At 71.9% G+C, this 17,407-nt stretch carries 13 protein-coding genes; 3 read left to right on the top strand and 10 right to left on the bottom strand.

Features of this window, described 5'->3' with window-relative positions:
- Positions 1–35: 35 nt before the first annotated feature.
- The 9 genes from ABZ624_RS22035 to ABZ624_RS21995 form a co-directional block, all read right to left on the bottom strand.
- Positions 36–1,154, bottom strand: a complete 1,119-nt coding sequence (locus tag ABZ624_RS22035; RefSeq protein ID WP_360091342.1) for a pseudouridine synthase — start codon at positions 1,152–1,154, stop codon at positions 36–38.
- Positions 1,155–1,165: 11 nt separating this feature from the next.
- Positions 1,166–1,816 carry an SMC-Scp complex subunit ScpB gene (gene scpB, locus ABZ624_RS22030; RefSeq protein WP_360091339.1) on the bottom strand — a complete coding sequence of 217 codons (651 nt, stop codon included), beginning with the start codon at positions 1,814–1,816 and terminating at the stop codon, positions 1,166–1,168.
- Complete coding sequence (locus ABZ624_RS22025; protein WP_360091336.1) at positions 1,813–2,772, bottom strand: segregation/condensation protein A; 960 nt, start codon at positions 2,770–2,772, stop codon at positions 1,813–1,815. The genes scpB and ABZ624_RS22025 overlap by 4 nt, the downstream gene beginning before the upstream one ends.
- A gap of 18 nt (positions 2,773–2,790) precedes the next feature.
- On the bottom strand, positions 2,791–3,336 hold the full coding sequence (locus ABZ624_RS22020) for a hypothetical protein (protein ID WP_360091333.1): 546 nt from the start codon (positions 3,334–3,336) through the stop codon (positions 2,791–2,793).
- Positions 3,321–4,454, bottom strand: a complete 1,134-nt coding sequence (locus tag ABZ624_RS22015) for a ParA family protein (RefSeq protein ID WP_360091330.1) — start codon at positions 4,452–4,454, stop codon at positions 3,321–3,323. The genes ABZ624_RS22020 and ABZ624_RS22015 overlap by 16 nt, the downstream gene beginning before the upstream one ends.
- Positions 4,455–4,833: 379 nt before the next feature.
- Positions 4,834–5,949 (bottom strand): alanine dehydrogenase, encoded by a 1,116-nt coding sequence (ald, locus tag ABZ624_RS22010; protein WP_360091836.1) that lies wholly within the window; start codon positions 5,947–5,949, stop codon positions 4,834–4,836.
- A gap of 147 nt (positions 5,950–6,096) precedes the next feature.
- Positions 6,097–8,160 carry a tetratricopeptide repeat protein gene (locus ABZ624_RS22005; protein WP_360091327.1) on the bottom strand — a complete coding sequence of 688 codons (2,064 nt, stop codon included), beginning with the start codon at positions 8,158–8,160 and terminating at the stop codon, positions 6,097–6,099.
- A 185-nt stretch (positions 8,161–8,345) separates the two neighbouring features.
- Positions 8,346–8,972 (bottom strand): NUDIX hydrolase, encoded by a 627-nt coding sequence (locus ABZ624_RS22000; RefSeq protein ID WP_360091324.1) that lies wholly within the window; start codon positions 8,970–8,972, stop codon positions 8,346–8,348.
- An 85-nt stretch (positions 8,973–9,057) separates the two neighbouring features.
- On the bottom strand, positions 9,058–10,725 hold the full coding sequence (locus ABZ624_RS21995; protein ID WP_360091321.1) for a CTP synthase: 1,668 nt from the start codon (positions 10,723–10,725) through the stop codon (positions 9,058–9,060).
- A 571-nt stretch (positions 10,726–11,296) separates the two neighbouring features.
- Between ABZ624_RS21995 and ABZ624_RS21990 the strand changes: the two genes are divergently transcribed.
- Genes ABZ624_RS21990 through ABZ624_RS21980 form a run of 3 tightly spaced genes read left to right on the top strand, consistent with a single transcriptional unit; the run spans position 11,297 to position 16,168 of the window.
- Entirely contained in the window at positions 11,297–13,099 is a 1,803-nt protein-coding gene (locus ABZ624_RS21990) for a glycoside hydrolase family 15 protein (RefSeq protein ID WP_360091833.1), read from the top strand.
- 46 nt (positions 13,100–13,145) lie between these two features.
- On the top strand, positions 13,146–14,477 hold the full coding sequence (locus ABZ624_RS21985; RefSeq protein ID WP_360091318.1) for an FAD-binding oxidoreductase: 1,332 nt from the start codon (positions 13,146–13,148) through the stop codon (positions 14,475–14,477).
- A 44-nt stretch (positions 14,478–14,521) separates the two neighbouring features.
- On the top strand, positions 14,522–16,168 hold the full coding sequence (locus ABZ624_RS21980) for a PucR family transcriptional regulator ligand-binding domain-containing protein (RefSeq protein ID WP_360091315.1): 1,647 nt from the start codon (positions 14,522–14,524) through the stop codon (positions 16,166–16,168).
- On the opposite strand, the gene ABZ624_RS21975 is transcribed toward ABZ624_RS21980, so the two are convergent.
- On the bottom strand, positions 16,165–17,301 hold the full coding sequence (locus ABZ624_RS21975) for a glycosyltransferase family 4 protein (protein ID WP_360091312.1): 1,137 nt from the start codon (positions 17,299–17,301) through the stop codon (positions 16,165–16,167). The two genes, ABZ624_RS21980 and ABZ624_RS21975, sit on opposite strands and share 4 nt — an antisense overlap.
- Positions 17,302–17,407 lie beyond the last annotated feature (106 nt).

Raw genomic sequence — 17,407 nt, 5'->3', positions numbered from 1 at the left:
ACAATAAAGGGGGATGGTGATCACGGCAAGGCGTTTTAGAGGTCGACTTCCTTCAGCAGCATGCCGACCTCCGTGTTTGACAGGCGCCGCAGCCAGCCCGACTTCTGGTCGCCGAGGGTGATCGGTCCGAAGGAGGTGCGCACCAGCTTCTCGACCGGGAATCCGGCCTCCGCCAGCATGCGCCGCACGATGTGCTTGCGGCCCTCGTGCAGGGTCACCTCGACCAGGTAGTTCTTGCCGGTCTGCTCCACGACCCGGAAGTGGTCCGCGCGCGCGTAGCCGTCCTCCAGCTGGATGCCGTCCTTCAGGCGCTTGCCCAGGTCGCGCGGGATCGGGCCCACGATGGCCGCGAGGTAGGTCTTCTTCACGCCGTACTTGGGGTGCGTGAGGCGGTGCGCCAGCTCGCCGTGGTTGGTGAGCAGGATGACGCCCTCGGTCTCGGTGTCCAGCCGGCCGACGTGGAACAGCCGCGTCTCACGGTTGGTGACGTAGTCCCCGAGGCACTGACGCCCCTCCGGGTCCTCCATCGTCGAGACGACACCGGCGGGCTTGTTCAGCGAGAAGAACTGGTACGACTGGGTCGCGACGGTCAGGCCGTCGACCTTGACCTCGTCCTTCTCCGGGTCGACCCGCTTGCCCTGCTCCAGCACGATCTCGCCGTTGACCTCGACCCGCGCCTGCTCGATCAGCTCCTCGCAGGCCCGCCGGGAGCCGTAGCCGGCGCGCGCGAGGACCTTCTGCAGCCGCTCGCCCTCCTGCTCGGCGCCCGGGAAGGTCTTCGGGAGCTTGACCTCCTTCTTGCCCGCGTACCGCTCGCGGTTGCGCTCCTCGGTCCGCGTCTCGTACTCGCGCGAACGCGAGGGCGCCGTCCGGTCACCAGAGCGCTGGCCCTGCCGGGGGCCGCCCTTGGCGCCACCGCGGGCCGAGGCGCCGCGGCCCGACTTCGGGCCGTCCTGGGTGGCGCCGGGACCCACGTCGTAGCGCCGCTCCTCCGGGCGCGGCTTCTTCGGCCGGCCGCCCGGCTTGTCATCGCGGTTGTTCCCGGCACCGCGGTAGTTACCGCGGCCACCGCTGCTCCCGCCGCGGCCGCCGCTGTTGCCACCACGGCTCCCGCCGTTGTTTCCGCTGCTGTTCCTGCCGCTGCTGCTTCGCATCAAAGTTCCGTCTAGTCGTCTGCGTCCTCGTAACCCGGCGCGTCCGGCGCGTCCGGGTCGAACGACGGAACCCCTTCCTGGGTCTCGGCCTCGATCGCCTCCGCCTCCGGGAGGAAGGGCGCGAGCTCCGGAAGCTCGTCCAGGCCACGCAGGCCCATCCGCTCCAGGAAGTAGTTCGTCGTCCTGTACAGGATCGCACCTGTTTCGGGTTCCGTGCCCGCCTCCTCGACCAGACCGCGCTGCAGCAGGGTGCGCATCACACCGTCGCAGTTGACCCCGCGTACGGCGGAGACGCGGCTGCGGCTGACCGGCTGGCGGTAGGCGACCACCGCGAGGGTCTCCAGCGCGGCCTGGGTGAGCCGCGCGGTCTGGCCGTCCAGGACGAGCCGCTCGACGGCCGGCGCGTACTGCGCGCGCGTGTAGAAGCGCCAGCCGCCCGCGACGTACCGCAGCTCGAAGCCGCGGCCCTGCACGGTGTACTCGTCGGCGAGCTCCCGCAGCGCGTCCGCGACCTGCCGCTTCGGCCGCTCCAGCAGCTTCGCGAGGTGCTCCTCGGTCGCGGGCTCGTCCACGACCATGAGCATCGCCTCCAGGGCGGGCTTGAGGTCGAGACCGGACACGTCCCGCGACCCGGCCGGAACCTCCGTGGTCTGCTCGCTCACGGCTTCTTCTCCTCCTTGGGCGGCTCGGGCGGCCGGTCGAACTCGTCGGTGACCATCGGTGCCGTGTCGGCGTCCCCGCCGGTCCAGCGCACGAGCAGTTCCCCGAGCGCGGCCTCCTGCTCCAGGGCGACGGCCTTCTCGCGATACAGCTCCAGCAGGGCGAGGAACCGGGCCACGACGGTGAGGGTGTCGTCGGTGTCCTCGACCAGCGCCCTGAAGCTCGCCTCACCCAGCTCCTTCAGCCGGGCCACCACGATCCGGGCCTGCTCCTGCACACTGACCAGCGGGGCGTGAATGTGGTCGACGTACACCTGGGGCTTGGGCCTGGGCTGCATCGCCTTGACCGCGAGCTTGGCGAACCCCTCGGGGCCGATGCTGATCACGACCTCGGGCAGCAGCTCGGCGTGGTGCGGTTCCAGGCCGACGGTACGGGGCCGGCGGCGGGCCTCGTCGTCGAGGCGCCGGTTGAAGATGTCGGCGATCTGTTTGTACGCGCGGTACTGCAGCAGCCGCGCGAACAGCAGGTCCCTCGCCTCCAGCAGCGCGAGGTCGGCCTCGTCCTCGACCTCGGCGGCGGGCAGCAGCCGGGCCGCCTTCAGGTCGAGCAGGGTGGCGGCCACGACGAGGAACTCGGTCGTCTGGTCCAGGTCCCAGTCGGGTCCCATGGCCCGGATGTGTGCCATGAACTCGTCGGTGACCTTGGAGAGGGCCACTTCGGTGACGTCCAGCTTGTGCTTGGAGATCAGCTGGAGGAGCAGGTCGAAGGGCCCCTCGAAGTTGGCGAGCCGGACCTTGAAGACACCGTCGCGGGGTTCTTCGGGTTCGGGAACGGTCTCGGGGGCGGCCTCGGGAGCGGGCGGTTCGGGTTCCGGTGCGGGTACGACCCCCGGGCCCCGCCCCAGCGCACGGCGACGGCCGGCTCCGGCGCCGGGGAGGGGAACGTCGTTCGAGGTCATGGCCCCCGCAGGCTACCCCTACCGCCCCCGCAGCCGCCGTACCAGGATGCTCGCGTCCCCGCGGGACTCCAGGTCGGCCAGGACCACGGCCACCGCCTCGCGGACGATGCGCCCGCGGTCGACCGCGAGACCGTGCTCGCCCCGCAGCACCAGCCGGGCGTGCTCGAGGTCCATCAGCTCCTCGGCCGACACGTACACCGTGATCTTCTCGTCGTGCCGCTCGCGCCCACTGGGCCGCCGCGCCGCCGCCCGCCCCCGCTTGCGCTGAGCGGCCCCGGCGTCTTCCTGCGCCGCCTGCCGCCTGGCCGGCCGGGTACGGGACTCGCCGGCGTCGGCGGGCTCCGCCTCCGCCGCGGCATGTTCCGCGCCTTCTCCGTCGCCGCCCTGGGCGGGCACCGACTGCGGTGCGTCCTCGGCGGCGGCCGTGTCGTCGCTCTCCCCCGCGGGGGCCGGCACCCGGGCCTCACCGTTGGCCCCGCGCCGGGGAGTCGACGGCTGAAGTGCCATCCCCCCTGTCGTACGGAAGAGTTCGTCGGCCCCGGGCAGACTCACTCGGCGTGACACCGGGCGAGCACCTCCCTGGCGAGCTGGCGGTAGGCGGCGGCACCGACGGAGTTGGAGGCGTAGGTGGTGATCGGCTCACCGGCGACCGTGGTCTCCGGGAAGCGGACCGTGCGGCCGATGACGGTGTGGTAGACGTGGTCGTCGAAGGCCTCGACCACACGGGCCAGGACCTCGCGGCTGTGGACCGTGCGCGAGTCGTACATCGTGGCGAGGATGCCGTCCAGTTCCAGGTCGGGGTTGAGCCGCTCCTGGACCTTCTCGATGGTCTCGGTCAGCAGGGCCACACCGCGCAGGGCGAAGAACTCGCACTCCAGCGGCACGATCACCTTGTGGGCGGCCGTCAGGGCGTTGACGGTGAGCAGGCCGAGCGAGGGCTGACAGTCGATCACGATGTAGTCGTAGTCGGACATCAGCGGCTTGAGCGCCCGCTGGAGGGTCGACTCGCGCGCGACCTCCGAGACCAGCTGGACCTCCGCGGCCGACAGGTCGATGTTGGAGGGCAGCAGGTCCATGTTGGGGACCGCCGTCTTCAGCAGGACCTCGTCCGCGGACATGCCCCGCTCCATGAGCAGGTTGTAGACGGTGAGGTCGAGTTCCATCGGGTTGACGCCGAGTCCCACCGACAGCGCGCCCTGCGGGTCGAAGTCCACGAGCAGCACGCGCCGGCCGTACTCAGCGAGCGCGGCACCCAGGTTGATGGTCGACGTCGTCTTGCCGACGCCGCCCTTCTGGTTGCACATCGCGATGATCGTCGCGGGGCCGTGGTCGGTCAGCGGGCCCGGGATCGGGAAGTACGGCAGCGGGCGTCCGGTCGGACCGATGCGCTCACGGCGCTGGCGGGCCGCGTCGGGCGCGAGCGTGGCCGCGTACTCGGGATCGGGCTCGTACTCGGCGTCGGGGTCGTAGAAGTGCCCCTCGGGCAGTTCGTCGTAGTCGGCGAAGTGGTTGTGGGGCGCGCCACTTCCGTCGCCGGCCATGGCGTTCACGTGATGGCCATCCATGCTCTGGTGTGCTGTCCGGGCGGTCTTTGGTCCCGGACTCTGGTGGGCTGCGAAGGTGCGCACAGCTACGGAGCCGACAGCCTCGAATCCCGTGGGGCCCTGGCCCCGTACCGGCATTCCTGGTTGACCACCCCCGGGAGAAAATGTCGACTCATTCACAAGTCGTCTTACCTCCTTGGTGACCAGGAAACTTCTAGACAAGGTCAGCGTGGCACCATGCCGACGGTTGGCGACTCTATGGCGTGTCGGCGGTCCGCAGCAACACAATCCGCCGGACCCGGCAGGATGTGTCGGCAATGAAACATCCTGCTGTCAAGGGCGTACGGCCGTCGCACAGCAGGTTTCACCGGTGTGCGAATCGGCCGAAGGGTTACGTTCGAGGCGAGTTGACCAAGAGTCGCTAAGTGACCATACACACATCCGGCCGGACCTTGTCGGGCAAGGTCCGGCCGGACGCGCGCTGTTGACGAGTCGTGTTGACGAATCGCCTTTTGGGTCAGCCGAGCAGGGACTCCAGCTCCACGTGCTCCAGGCCGTGCGCCTCTGCGACCTCCTTGTAAACCACCTTGCCGTCATGGGTGTTGAGACCCTTGGCGAGCGCGGCGTCACGGCGCAGCGCCTCGACCCAGCCGTTGTTGGCGAGGGAGACGATGTACGGCAGCGTCGCGTTGGTGAGGGCGTTGGTGGAGGTGCTGGGCACCGCGCCGGGCATGTTGGCGACGCAGTAGAAGACCGAGTTGTGCACCTGGAAGGTCGGCTCGGCGTGCGTCGTCGGGTGGGAGTCCTCGAAGCAGCCGCCCTGGTCGATCGCGATGTCGACAAGAACACTTCCGGGCTTCATGCGGGCCACCAGCTCGTTGGTGACGAGCTTCGGGGCCTTGGCGCCCGGGATGAGGACCGCGCCGATGACGAGGTCGGCGTCGAGGACGGCCTTCTCCAGCTCGAAGGAGTTGGACATGATCGCCTTGACCTTCGTACCGAAGATCTTGTCGGCCTCGCGCAGCTTGTTGATGTCGCGGTCGAGCAGGGTGACGTCGAAGCCCATGCCGACGGCGACCTGGGTGGCGTTCCAGCCGGAGACGCCGCCGCCGATGACCACGCACTTGGCCGGGGTGACGCCCGGGACGCCGCCGGGGAGCACGCCGCGGCCACCGGCCGCGCGCATCAGGTGGTAGGCGCCGACCTGCGGGGCGAGGCGGCCCGCGACCTCGGACATCGGGGCGAGCAGCGGCAGCGCGCGGCTGGGCAGCTCGACGGTCTCGTAGGCGATGGCCGTGGTGCCGGACTCGATGAGCGCGTCCGTGCACTCCTTGGAGGCGGCCAGGTGCAGGTAGGTGAAGAGGATCTGGTCCTTGCGGAGGCGGTGGTACTCCTCGGCGATGGGCTCCTTGACCTTCAGCAGCAGGTCGGCGGTGGCCCACACCTCGTCGGCGGTGTCGAGGATCCCGGCACCGGCGGAGACGTACTCCTCGTCCGTGATCGAGGAGCCGAGGCCGGCGCCCCGCTCGATGACGACCTGGTGGCCGTTGCGCACCAGCTCGTGCACACCGGCGGGGGTGATGGCCACCCGGAACTCGTTGTTCTTGACCTCGCGGGGGATGCCGACCTTCACGTCGATCACGGTCCTTGGCTCAGAGGGTATGGGGGGTGCATTACATGACATACCCAGGCATGCAGAGCACACCGGGAGACACCGCAGGAGAACGCGCGGCAGAGCCAGTCTAATGAAGGCGTTCCGCGTGTCTAGCCTTTCATTGCATCAATCTTCACTGGATGTACTGCAGATTTCGCAGGCGTTAGCGTCTTGATTCGGGCTTGCCTCGCTGTCCTGGGCCTCCTCGTCCAGCATGCGCCCGGCCGCCGCGCGGTGCAGACGGGCGGCGGTGGGGTCGCCGAGGTGCTCCAGGGTGTCGGCCAGCCGCAGCTGCACCGCGGCCTGCAGCCGGACGTCCTCGGCGCGCCGCGCCCACTCCACCGCCTCCTGGCAGGTGCGCAGCGACTCCTCGAACCGCCCGGCGTACTCCTGCACCCGGGCCAGCTCGCTCAACGCCCGCGCGTGGGCCGCGACATCGCCGCTCCTGCGGTGGCCGGCGACGGCGGCCCGCCAGTTCCTGAGGGCCTCGCCGTAGCGGCCCGCGTAGGTGTGCGTGGCGGCGATCCGGCCGTACAGCCGGGCGACCTGTTCGCGCTCGCCACGGGCCAGCCGCTCGGCGAGGGCCCGGCCGAACCAGTCGGCGGCCCGGTCGTAGTCCCCCAGCTCCTGGTACGCGCCACCTACGGATTCCATCGCGCGGCCGGTGGCGTACGGGTCGTTCGCCCTGCGTCCGGCATCCAGGGCCAGCCGGTACCGTGCCAGCGCCGCCCGGGTACGGCCGGTCTGCGCGTCCACGTCGCCCAGGTTCAGCAGCGCCGCGGCCTTCTCCCGGACCAGGCCGCGCCGCTCGGCGACATCCAGGACGAGGTGGTGCACGTCGTACAGATCGGCGGCAGCGGCCTGGGTGCCGACATGCGCGACCATGGCCCTGACCAGCTGGGACATCAGCCGGCGGGCCAGGGTGTCCAGCTCGCCGTCGGCCACGGCGAGACGCGCGGACGCCAGCAGCGCGGGCCGCCGGACGAGCAGCCAGTCGGCTGCCGCGCGGGGATTGGGGAAACGCACCTCGCGGGGCATCGCGTTCAGCTTCTCCCGGGCCTGGAGGCTGTCCGTCTCGGTGATCGCCCGGCAGGACTGCAGCAGCCGTACGGTCCGCTCCAGCATCCGGGCCCGGGCCAGCTGCAGCTCCGCGGGCCGCTCGTGGCTCTCGGCGAGGGCGTGCAGCAACGGGTGCAGACAGCCGGGGACGTCGTAGAGGGGCAGCGGGGAGTCCACGGCGCGCAGCAGGCCGAGGGTGACGAAGTCGTCCAGGACGGCGCGGGCGGCGCCGACCGAGCAGCCGGCGAGGGCGGAGGCCGTGTGCGGGTCGATCAGGCCGGCCGGGGCGAGGGAGAGCAGGGGCAGCATCCGGGCGGCCGGTCCGGGCAACTCGCTGCGGACGTGCCGGAACATGCGGGCCAGCGGGGTGCCGTCCGTGCCGTCGTCGGCGGTGTGCAGCCGTTTGGCGAGATCGGAGACGGCGGACTTGGGACGGGCGGCGAGCCAGCCGCCGGCCAGGACGAGCGCGGCCGGATGGCCCTGGCAGGCCTCGACCAGGCTCTCGGCGGAGCGCGGGTCGACCGTGATGCGGACCGCGCCGGTGTAGCGGGTGAGCAGTTCCACCGCCGACTTGGTGTCCAGACCGCCCAGGGTGCAGGGCCGGACGTCCGCGATGCCGGTGAGCGGGCCCGAGGAGACGGCCACCACCAGACAGTCCGGGGCTTCCGGGAGCAGTGCGTCGACCTGCTCGGCACCGGCCGCGTCGTCCAGCAGCAGCAGGGCGCGCCGGTCGGCGAGGGCGGTGCGCAGCGCCTCGGTCAGGTCGTCCCCGGCGGCTCCGGCCGGGGCGGGCAGCTCCAGCGCGGCGAGCAGCTCGCGGGCGGTGCGCGCGACCGGGACGGGGGTCCCGTCGGGCTCGCTGAGCCGGGCCCGCAGCACGCCGTCGGGGTAACGGTCCGCCACCTGCCGGACGAGTTCCTCGGCGAGGGCGGTGCGGCCGGAGCCGGGGCGGCCCGCGATCAGCAGCACGCGCGCGCGGGGGGCCTTGCGCCCGGAGAGGGTGTCCAGGCCCGCGCGCTCGATGTCGGCGCGCAGCTCCTTCAACTCCCTTGTACGGCCCAGGAATCGGTCGTCCGCGTCCGCGTGCGCCGACCGCCGCACGAAGCCTGTGTCCACCGCCTGATCCGTCACGGGCCACACTCCCGTCCCACCGCACGCGCAAGTCCGCCGGATCTTCCCGGTACGGGCGTGCGCCTTCATTGGCTCGCTCGCGACGAGCCTAGTTCACGCTCTGCGACGTGCTGGGAGGAGCGTGGCGGGCGGGTCCCCTGATCGGATCAGGCGATCGTCACACCAGTACGCCGTACGGGTGCTGTTCAGGGCGTGAAGGGGCGGGCCGGCCAGGGGGCGTCGGCCGGGCGCAGTGCGTCGAGGCCGTCGCCGCCGCGGGCGGCCACCAGGGAGAGGACGCCGACGACCAGGCAGTTGTTGTGCACGTCGCCGGCCAGGACGCGGCGCACCAGTTCGTCGACCGGCACGCGCGCGTGCTCCATGTCGGTCTCCTCGTGCTCCGCCGCGAACCGCTCGCCCTCGGCCGCGGACAGGTCACGGGCGAGGAAGATCCGTACGGCCTCGTCGCAGCCGCCGGGCGTGGTGTAGACGTCGGTCAGCACCCGCCAGTCCTCGGCCTTGACGTGTGCCTCCTCGTACAGCTCGCGCTGGGCGGCGTGCAGCGGGTTCTCGCCGGGCACGTCGAGCAGGCCGGCCGGGATCTCCCACAGCCTGTACCGCACCGGGTGGCGGTACTGGTTGATCAGCAGCACCCGGTCCTCCTCGTCCAGGGCGAGGACGGCGACCGAACCGGGGTGGACCTGGTAGTCACGGCGGGCCACCGAGCCGTCGGGCATGACGACCTCGTCGGTGCGCACGGAGGTCTTGTTGCCCGTGAAGGGGGTCTCCGTCGCCCGGATCTCCCACGCCTCGGCGGTGTCCTTGATCGTCATGCCTGTCCTTCCACACACGTGCACAAAGCGGCCGGGGCGCGATCGTTCTGAACCCGCGCGCCCCGGCCACCGTACAACTCTTGTGTTACTGCGAGATCTTCCGCTCCACGGCGGCCTTCACCAGGCCGGCGAACAGCGGGTGCGGACGCGTCGGCCGCGAGCGCAGCTCGGGGTGCGCCTGCGTGGCGACCAGGTACGGGTGGACGTCACGCGGGTACTCCACGTACTCGACCAGCTTGCCGTCCGGCGAGGTGCCCGAGAACAGGATCCCGGCCTTCTTCTCCAGCTCCGCACGGTAGGCGTTGTTCACCTCGTAGCGGTGGCGGTGCCGCTCCTCGATGTACTCCTTGCCGTCGTACACCTCGCGCACGATCGAACCCTCGGCGAGCTTGGCCGGGTACATGCCGAGCCGCATGGTGCCGCCCATGTCACCCTCACCGGCGACGATGTCCAGCTGCTCGGCCATGGTGGAGATGACCGGGTGGCCGGTGGCCGGGTCGAACTCGGTGGAGTTGGCGTCCGGGATGTCGGCCAGGTTGCGCGCGGCCTCGATCACGATGCACTGCAGGCCGAGGCAGAGGCCGAGCAGCGGGATCCTGTTCTCACGGGCGAAGCGGATCGCGCCGACCTTGCCGAGCACACCGCGGTCGCCGAAGCCGCCCGGGATGCAGATGCCGTCGACGTCACCGAGCTGGGCCTTGGCACCGGCCGGGGTCTTGCAGTCGTCGGAGGTGACCCACTTGATCTTCACCCGGGCGCGGTTGGCGAAGCCGCCGGCGCGCAGCGCCTCGGTGACCGACAGATAGGCGTCGGGCAGGTCGATGTACTTGCCGACCAGGGCGAGGGTGATCTCGTGGTCGGGGTTGTGGACGCGGTCCAGCAGGTCGTCCCAGGTCGTCCAGTCGACGTCACGGAACGGCAGGTCGAGCTTGCGCACGACGTAGGCGTCCAGGCCCTCGCCGTGCACGGTCTTCGGGATGTCGTAGATCGAGCGGGCGTCGGGGCAGGCCACCACGGCGGCCTCGTCGACGTCGCACATCAGGGAGATCTTGCGCTTGATGGCGGTCGGGACCTCGCGGTCGCAGCGCAGCACGATCGCGTCGGGCTGGATACCGATGTTGCGCAGCGCGGCCACGGAGTGCTGGGTCGGCTTGGTCTTCAGCTCACCGGAGGGGCCGATGTAGGGCAGGAGCGAGATGTGCACCACGAAGACGTTGTCCCGGCCGACCTCGTGGCGGACCTGGCGGACGGTCTCCAGGAACGGCAGCGACTCGATGTCGCCGACGGTGCCGCCGACCTCGGTGATGACGACGTCCACCTCGTCGGTGGCCATGCGCCGGATGCGGTGCTTGATCTCGTTGGTGATGTGCGGGATGACCTGCACGGTGTCGCCCAGGTACTCGCCGCGCCGCTCCTTGGCGATCACGGTCGAGTACACCTGGCCGGTGGTGACGTTGGCAGAGCCGTCCAAGTCGCGGTCGAGGAAGCGCTCGTAGTGTCCGATGTCGAGGTCGGTCTCGGCGCCGTCGTTGGTGACGAAGACCTCACCGTGCTGGAAGGGGTTCATGGTGCCCGGATCGACGTTCAGGTACGGATCCAGCTTCTGCATCACCACGCGCAGGCCGCGGGCCTTGAGCAGCATGCCCAGGCTGGAGGCGGTCAGGCCCTTGCCGAGCGAGGAGGCGACACCCCCGGTGACGAAGATGTGCTTGGTCGTCGTGGCTGTGCTGTTTCGGAAAGCAGCGGGCGGCATGGCCAAGAGGGGGCTCCCGTGGTCGCGATCTGTCGTGCGGTGCGGCTGCCGTCCCGGAGATCTCCGGGGGTGCCGTCGCTGCGGTTCGGGGGTTTCAGGCCCACCGGTCCACGGGCTACCAGGGTATCAGCGCCTGGACGAGATGGCTTCCGGCCACGCTCCGCGCTCACCCGGGCACGGGCAGCTCGCTCACCCGCCCGGTACGGGGCCCGGGCACGGGGCAGGTCGCCCCATGTGTCACCACAGGCACACACAGGTCACATGGTTATCACCTGCTGCTCACCCGTTCGGCCCACACCGGTTGCCCGGAGCGGCACGCAGATCATCTACGTGCGTCGTATCCTGCTCGGACACTCGCTGCCGAGCCCGGCCGGAACGACGGCACACCCCCGCCTGCACCACCCGGAACAACGAGAGCGCGGCAGTTCGTTGAGCAAAGACTGCCGTGTTGCCTCAGGGCTCGGCGGGCTGCTTTGCTTCACCGCTCAACGACGCACAACAACGACCCCTTGACCGCACTAGCGACAGCCCCCTGCGCGGGGGTGACGTGGCCGTTCGACTGGAGTTGCACGTGGCCGGGCGCATCGAAGACTACGCACTCATCGGAGACATGCAGACCGCGGCACTGGTCTGCCGGGACGGCACAGTGGACTGGCTGTGCCTGCCCCGCTTCGACTCGCATGCCATCTTCGCCGGTCTGCTGGGCACCGAGGAACACGGCTTCTGGCGGCTCGGCCCGGCCCACGCGGCCGACGTACAGCCGCCCACGGCCGCCCGGCGGAGCTACCGGGGCGACTCGCTGATCCTGGAATCGGAGTGGGACACCCCGCGCGGCACGGTCCGCGTGACCGATTTCATGCCGCCGCGTGAGGGCGCGCCGCAGCTGATCCGGATCGTCGAGGGCGTCACCGGCCGGGTGCCGATGCGCTCGGCGCTGCGCATGCGGTTCTCCTACGGCCGTGTCGTGCCCTGGGTGCACAAGCACGAGGGCCGCACGGTGGCGGTCGCCGGGCCGGACTCTGTGTGGTTCGACACGGAGGCCGAGACCTACGGAAAGTCGCTGACGACGTACGCCGACTTCACGGTCGCCCCGGGTGACCGGATCGCGTTCACGATCTCGTGGCAGCCCTCGCACAGCGAGCCGCCCTCGCTGCCGGAGCCGGAGACCTCGCTGGAGGCGACGGAGGTGTTCTGGCGCGAGTGGGTCGAGCACTGTACGTACCACGGGCCGTACCGCGAGGCGGTGGTCCGTTCGCTGATCACCCTGAAGGCCCTGACGTACGCCCCCACGGGTGGCATCGTCGCCGCGCCGACGACCTCCCTGCCGGAGGACATCGGCGGCGTGCGCAACTGGGACTACCGCTACACCTGGCTGCGCGACGCCGCGATCACCCTGTCGTCCCTCCTGCGCACCGGATACCGCGAGGAGGCCCGCGCCTGGCGCGAGTGGCTGCTGCGCGCGGTCGCCGGCGACCCGGAGAACCTGCAGATCATGTACGGCATCGCGGGCGAGCGGGAGCTGGGCGAGGCCGAGCTGGACTGGCTGCCGGGCTACGAGAACTCCGCCCCGGTCCGGGTCGGCAACGGCGCGGCGCACCAGCTCCAGCTGGACGTGTACGGCGAGGTCACCGAGGCCCTGCACCTGGCCCATATGACGGGTCTGGCCCGCAACGACTACGCCTCGCTGCTCCAGCTGAAGCTGATCCGCTACCTGGAGGACCACTGGCAGGCGCCGGACGAGGGCATCTGGGAGGTGCGCGGCCCGCGCCGGCACTTCGTGCACTCCAAGGTGATGGCCTGGGTCGCGGTGGACCGCACCATCAAGCTGATCGAGTCCGGGGACGCGGACGGCCCGCTGGAGCGCTGGAAGGAACTGCGCGACGACATCCACCGGGACGTGTGCGAGAAGGGCTACGACAAGGAGCGCAACACCTTCACCCAGTCCTACGGCTCCCAGGAGCTGGACGCCTCGCTGCTGCTCATCCCGCAGATGGGCTTCCTGCCGCCGGACGACAAGCGGGTGATCGGCACGATCGAGGCGATCCAGCGCGAGCTGTCGACGCCGGACGGGTTCATCCTGCGCTACCCGACGGAGGGCGACCACGCGGGCGTCGACGGTCTGCCGGGCGACGAGGGCGCCTTCCTGGCCTGCTCCTTCTGGATGGCCGACGACCTGGCGATGATCGGCCGCGTGGACGAGGCGAGGAAGCTCTTCGAGAAGCTCCTCGCGCTGCGGAACGACCTCGGTCTGCTGGCGGAGGAGTGGGATCCGCGCCTGCAACGGCAGGTGGGCAACTTCCCGCAGGCGTTCAGCCATGTGCCTTTGATCGACACTGCGCTGCGGCTCACGGCGTCCGGGGCATACGGGGGTTAGCGGCCCCTAGGCTGGAAGGTGACCCCTCCCGGAAGGGGGCCCGGCCATGGCCACCCGTTCCAAGGCGCGCACAGCCCTCGCCGCGCTCCGTGAGGAGCTGGTCGGCGACGTGTTCGCGCCGGGAGACCCCGGTTACGACGACGCCCGGGTCGTCCCCAACGCCATGATCGACCGGCGTCCGGCCGTGATCGCGCAGTGCGCGGACGCGGCCGACGTGGTCCGGACCGTCCGCTTCGGGCGTGAGCTGGACCTGCACATCGCGGTGCGCGGCGGCGGGTACGGCCTGGCGGGGGCCCGGGTCGACGGCGCGCTGGTGGTGGATCTGCGCCGGATGCGCGGCGTGGCCGTCGATCCGGCGGCCGAGGCGGTCCGGGTCGAGGGCGGCGCCACGACGGGCGACCTGGACCGGGCGGCCCAGCCGTACGGCCTCGCGAGCACCGGCGCCCGGGCTCCGGCCACCGGGGTCGGCGGCTTCGTGCTCGGCGGCGGCACCGGCCGGCTGGACCGTGCCTTCGGTCTCGCCGTGGACGACCTCATCGGGGTCGAGCTGGTGACCGCCGACGCCGAGCGGGTGCACGCCAACGCCGACGAGAACCCCGAGCTGTTCTGGGCGCTGCACGGCGGGGGCGGCAACTTCGGCGTCGCGACGGCACTCACGCTGGAGCTGCACGAGCTGCCGGAGTTCTCGGTGGTGCTGCTGCTGTGCCTGCCGGAGTTCGGCCCGGACGTGGTCCGCGCCTTCCGCGAGATCATCCGTACCGGCCCGGACGAGGTGGGCGGCGCGGTGCTGTGCCTGGCCCTGGACAGGATGCTGTGCGGCGCGCTGCTGACGTACGCCGGTGGCGAGGCGGGGTTGCGCAGACTCGCCGAACCGCTGCTGGCGCTGCCGCACACGGCGGAGCTGGCCGGCGCCGAGGCGCAACGCCTGCTGTACGCCCCGGGCGGGCGGGCCCACTGGTCGGCGGAGTGCCTGACGGACCTGCCGGACGAGCTGGTGGACGTCTTCTGCGCCCGGGCGCAGGCCATGCCGGTGCCGGGCGGCTTCCGGCACCTGCTCCTCCCGCTGGGCGGTGCGGTCGTCACCGGCCCGGCCGCGTACCCGGTGCCGTACCGGGACGCGCCCTGGCTGTCGCACCCCTTCGCCCGCTGGACGGACCCGGCCGATGACGAGCGTGCCATGGCCTGGGTGCGGGACGCGTGCGCCGATGTACGGCCGTGGAGCACCGGTGCCGTCCCTCTCGACCTCATCGGCGACGAGGGACCCGAGCGCGTCCGGGCCGGCCTGGGCGCAGGCAACCTGCTGCGGCTGGAGAAGGTGAAGCGGCGCTGGGACCCCGACAACGTCTTCCGCTTCAACCACAACATCCGGCCGATCTAGCGCGGAACTGTCCCGCGGACGTTTGCGCAGGTAGCGTCCGCTGCATGGACAGCCGTACGGACAACCGACTCGACACCCAGGGCGCCGGGATCACCGTGCAGCGGGCACTGGAACTGCCCGGACTGCGCAGCGGGCTGCCCGAGATCCTCGCGGGTGCCGACCGGCTGGGGCGCACGGTGCGCTGGGTGCACGCGGGCGAGGTGCCGAACATCGCCTCGCTGCTCAAGGGCGGCGAGCTGCTGCTCACCACCGGCTACGGTCTCGGCACCCGCCCGGCCGAGCAGCGGGCGTTCGTTCGCACCCTCGCCGAGCGCGGGATCGCCGCTCTGGTGGTGGAGCTGGGCCCGCGCTTCAGCCGGCTGCCCGCCGCCCTGGTGGACACCGCCCGCAGCGCCGGGCTGCCGTTGGTGCAGCTGCACCGCGAGGTGCCGTTCGTGACGGTGACCGAGGAGATCCACACCGAGATCGTCAACGGCCACTACGCGCTGCTGCAACGGGCCGAGGAGGTCCACCGGCGCTGCACCGGGGCGCTGCTGGGCGGCGGCGGGGTGCCGCAGGTGCTGGGCATCCTGGCGGACTTCAGCGGCAACCCGGTCTTCCTGGAGACGGCCGACGGCCGCCTGCTGTACGCCGCCGGGGAGGGGCCCGAGGGCGCGGACCCGCTGCAGGTGTGGGAGGGGCTGCGCGGCCCGCACAAGGACGCGCCGCCGCCCGCCGGTTCGGTGCTGGTGGACGTGCCGGGCGGCGGGCCGGGTACGGCGGGCTCGGTGCGGGCCCGGCTGGTCCTGCTGCCGGTCCGCGCGGCCCTGGCCCCGGTCCACCGGATCGCCGTCGAGCGGGCCGCGGGCATCCTGGCCGTGGTGCTGATGCAGGCCCGGCAGGAGGAGGAGCTGGCGGCGCGCGGGCGCGGTGACTTCCTCACCGATCTCGCCGAGGGCCGGGTCACCGCCGCGGACGCCCCGGCACAGGCCCGGGTCCTCGGCTTCAAGCCCGGCGAGGGCCCGCTGCTGCCCGTGGTGATGCGCATCGGGGACTCCCTCTCCCCCGGCGGTGGCTGGGCGGTGCTGGCGCGTGCGGTGTCCGAGGAGCTGGCGGCGGTGGGGGTGCCGGTGCTGCTGGGCGTGCGGCCGGTGGAGGGCCGGGTGCTGGTGCTGCTCGGGCTGCGCTCGGAGTCGGAGCGCTCGGCGGTCGCGGACCGGGTGGCGGCGGCGCTGCGGGCGGGCGTGGAGCGGGCCGGGATGCGCCGGCCGGGCTCGCCGCCGCCGGTGGTGGTCGTCGGTGTGGCGGGCGGCTGGGCTGCCGCGTCGGCCGCCCTCAGACACGCGGCGGAGACGGCGACGGCGGCCCAGGGTCTGACCGACCGGCCCTGGTACGACGCCCGCCGCCTCGACATCGACCTGCTGATGTGGCGGCTGCGCGACCACCCGGACCTCGCCGCGTTCGTGGACCGCGCGATCGGCCCGCTGCGCGATCACGACCACCGCTCCAAGCCACCGCTGCTGCCGACCCTGGAGACCTATCTGGCACACGCGGGCCGCAAGGCCGAGACCGCCCGCGAACTGCACCTCAACCGCCAGACCCTCTACAACCGCCTCGCCCGCATCGGGGAGTTGCTGGGCACCGACCTCGACGACCCGCAGACGGTCCTGGCGTTGAGCCTGGCGCTCAGGGCCCGCAGACACGTGTCCTAAGCCAGAGGCCTGGGCTGCGTCAACTCGTCGTAGACGCTGAGGACTTGGGCGACCGTCTCGTCCTCGGTCGGCCACCCGGCGGCCTGCCGCACGCCCCGCTCGCGCAGCTCGTCCCGGCGCTCCGGATCCGCCAGGAGCCGTACGACGGTGTCCGCGAGCGCCTCCGGGTCACCGTACGGGACGAGTTCGGCCGCATCGCCGACGAGGTCGGGGATGCCACCGACCCGGGTCGCGACGAGCGGCACGCGCGCGTACAGCGCCTCCTGGGCGAGCACGGACCGGGACTCCCACCTGCTGGTCAGCAGCGCCAGATCGGCCGCGGCGAGCAGCTCGGGCACGTCCTCGCGCTGTCCGAGGAGCCGCACCGGCAGCTCCTCGTCCTCGATCCGCCGCAGCAGCACCGCCCGCAGCGGCCCTTCCCCGGCGATGACGACCAGCGGCACGGGGTCGAGGTCGCGCCAGGCGCGGGCCGCGTCGAGCAGGACGTCGTAGCCGCGCTGCTGGTCGAGGGAGCCGACCGCGACGAGCAACGGGCGGCCGGTGGCGCCGAGTTCGGCCCGGACCTTCGGGCGCAGCCGGTCGGGGTCGTCGAGGACGACGGGCCGGCGCTGCCCCGGCAGGCCGACGGCGGCGAGCCGGGCGTCCCGGGCCCCCGTGCGCCTGGCCCGGTCCACCAGGTCGGGGCTGGCGCCGAGGACCACGGCCGCCGTTCGCATCACCCGCCGTTCCAGCAGCCGCAGCAGATGCGCCCGGGGGCCCTCCGCCTGCGCCCGGTTGTGCCAGGTGACCACCAACGGGGTACGCCGGCCGCTGAGCGCGAGGACGGCCCGGAAGGAGGCGTGCAGCCCGTGCGCGTGCACCAGGTCGGCGTGCGCACAGGCCGTCCGCAGTGCGGCCACCGAGACGGGGTCGCTGCTGCGGGGCACGTGCACGTGTTCGGCACCGGCTCCGGTGAAGCCGTAGGCGCGGTCGGCCTCGACGGGGGCGCACACCGTGACCCGCACGCCCCTCGCCACGAGCCCCTCGGCCAGCGAGCGCACATGCGCGCTGCTGCCGGCGTTGCCTCCGCCCAGCACCTGCACGGTGCGCAGCGGCCACTGGCCGTGCGGTGCGTTGCTGCTCAGAGGGGTCACGGGGCCGGCGCTCCTGGTTCTGCGTGGGCGGTCACGAGGAAACGTACAGAAGGTAGCGGGCTCCGGGGGGCGGAAGGACATACCTCGCGCGCCTCCCGCGCGGACC

The sequence above is a fragment of the Streptomyces sp. NPDC007205 genome (assembly GCF_040634095.1).
Lineage (GTDB): Bacteria > Actinomycetota > Actinomycetes > Streptomycetales > Streptomycetaceae > Streptomyces.
The sequence above is the reverse complement of the archived record's forward strand: the minus strand, read 5'-3'. Positions and strand labels throughout refer to the sequence as shown.

What these genes read in the sequence shown, in the direction of transcription:
- ABZ624_RS21985 (WP_360091318.1), top strand. Translation starts at nt 13,146, where the DNA reads ATGGCCACCCGTTCCAAGGCGCGCACAGCCCTCGCCGCGCTCCGTGAG.
- ABZ624_RS21995 (WP_360091321.1), bottom strand. Translation starts at nt 10,725, where the DNA reads ATGCCGCCCGCTGCTTTCCGAAACAGCACAGCCACGACGACCAAGCAC.
- ABZ624_RS22000 (WP_360091324.1), bottom strand. Translation starts at nt 8,972, where the DNA reads ATGACGATCAAGGACACCGCCGAGGCGTGGGAGATCCGGGCGACGGAG.
- ABZ624_RS22035 (WP_360091342.1), bottom strand. Translation starts at nt 1,154, where the DNA reads ATGCGAAGCAGCAGCGGCAGGAACAGCAGCGGAAACAACGGCGGGAGC.
- ABZ624_RS22015 (WP_360091330.1), bottom strand. Translation starts at nt 4,454, where the DNA reads ATGCCGGTACGGGGCCAGGGCCCCACGGGATTCGAGGCTGTCGGCTCC.
- ABZ624_RS22025 (WP_360091336.1), bottom strand. Translation starts at nt 2,772, where the DNA reads ATGACCTCGAACGACGTTCCCCTCCCCGGCGCCGGAGCCGGCCGTCGC.
- ABZ624_RS21980 (WP_360091315.1), top strand. Translation starts at nt 14,522, where the DNA reads ATGGACAGCCGTACGGACAACCGACTCGACACCCAGGGCGCCGGGATC.